The sequence below is a fragment of the Thermoflexus sp. genome (genome assembly GCF_025055495.1).
GTDB lineage: Bacteria > Chloroflexota > Anaerolineae > Thermoflexales > Thermoflexaceae > Thermoflexus.
On sequence record NZ_JANWXB010000226.1, the window covers coordinates 1 to 1,542 of the forward strand.

Annotated in this window: 2 protein-coding genes; both read right to left on the reverse strand. The window is 65.2% G+C overall.

The features are described 5' to 3' along the window. Positions 1–293: 293 nt before the first annotated feature. Positions 294–587: a helix-turn-helix transcriptional regulator gene (locus tag NZM16_RS07530; RefSeq protein WP_295479681.1), complete on the reverse strand. Its 294-nt coding sequence runs from the start codon at positions 585–587 to the stop codon at positions 294–296. Continuing rightward, positions 584–1,336, reverse strand: coding sequence for a polyprenol monophosphomannose synthase (locus NZM16_RS07535; protein ID WP_295479683.1), 753 nt, complete (start codon positions 1,334–1,336; stop codon positions 584–586). Before NZM16_RS07535 ends, NZM16_RS07530 begins: the two co-directional genes overlap by 4 nt. Between the last annotated feature and the right edge of the window lie 206 nt (positions 1,337–1,542).

A 1,542-nucleotide genomic window follows, 5' to 3' on the forward strand; every position in this document is an offset into this window, starting at 1 on the left:
TTTCTCCCCCCCCCCCCCGGGGCCGGGGGGGGGGGGGGGGGGGGGTTTTTTGGGGGGGCGGCCCCCTCGCCTTCCGGACTCGCTTCGGTTCCTCAAATCCCCAGTTTATAACTGGACAAAGCACTACGATAACGGGCACTCACGTGCCCTACTACGAACAGCAAGGCACAAACTGAAAGGCCCGTCCGGGCGTTCGCGATCCCGAACAGGCGCTCCATGCCCTGCGACGAACAGGAAGAGGGCCGCCCGCTGAGTTTCGAAACGGCGAGGGCGCAGCCCGGCTATGCGCTCGCTTATCGCCGCCGTCCCTTCCGGCGCGTGGGCCGAAGGGCCAACCGCAGCGCCCGCAAGCCGTGATCCAGCGCGTCCAGATCCAGCGTGTAAAACGTCTGGCGGCCGGCCTCCCGAGCGCGGAGAAGCCCCGCTTGTTGCAGGACGCGGAGATGATGGGAGACCGTGGGCTGGGAAAGGCCCAGAGCCTGGACGAGATCCCGCACGCAGAGCTCGCGGCCCCAGAGCAACCGCAGGATCTGCTGCCGATGGTCATCCGCCAGAGCGTGGGCGAAGCGAACCGGATCTCCACTCATGGGGATGTCTCGGGGTGAGCGAATGAGATCGGCTTCAAATCCCGATAACGCCACCGGAGCTCCCAGACCCGCAAGGCAGCCTCCAGTTTGATCCGCCAGTCCATCTTGGAGCGGCCCACCCGCCGGTCCTCGAAGAAGATCGGGATCTCGCACACCCGATACCCCAGACGCTGGGCGATATAAGCCATCTCCACCTGGAAGATATATCCGGTCGATCGGACCCGTTCCAAAGGCATCCGCATCATGGCGTCCCGGCGCCAGCACTTAAAACCGGCAGTGGCGTCCCGGACCTGAAGCCCCAGAATCAGGCGAGCGTAGACATTCCCCCACCGGCTCAGCCAGTAGCGTCCAGGTCCCCAGCGAGGATCCACCCGCCCGCCCGGGGCGTAACGGGATCCCACCACCACATGGTAATCCGCCATTCGCTCCAGCATTGGAGGGATCGCTGAGGGCGGGTGGGAGAGATCTGCGTCCATCTGGATAATGGCCTCCGCATCGGTCCGCAACGCGAGGCGAAAGCCTTCCAGATACGCAGACCCTAAGCCGCGGGGGCCATCCCGATGCAATACGGCGAGACGGCCTGGATATTCCCGGGCCAGCGCCTCGGCGACCTCACCGGTCCCGTCCGGCGAGCGATCATCCACCACCAGGATCCGCAGCTCCGGCAGGCCCAGCGCCAGCAGCGCCTGAACAAGCTGAGGTAGGTTCCCCGCCTCATTATAAGTAGGAACTACCACCAGGGCTCTCATCCTTCCTCTCCATGCGATAGTTACTCTATCCGGCAGCGATCCTCCTGCTCCCCGCGTTCTCTCGCAGGGTGAGGTGGCCTTCGGCGGCCCACCCAGTGCTTTGCCCAGTGATCCACTGGGGATTGGAGGAACCGAAGCCCGTCCGGAAGGCCATGGCCCCTCCCCCCAAACATCTTTCGAGGGCGGTGCGGGGGGGCTTTGGCCCC

What these genes read in the sequence shown, in the direction of transcription:
- NZM16_RS07535 (WP_295479683.1), bottom strand. Translation starts at nt 1,336, where the DNA reads ATGAGAGCCCTGGTGGTAGTTCCTACTTATAATGAGGCGGGGAACCTA.
- NZM16_RS07530 (WP_295479681.1), bottom strand. Translation starts at nt 587, where the DNA reads ATGAGTGGAGATCCGGTTCGCTTCGCCCACGCTCTGGCGGATGACCAT.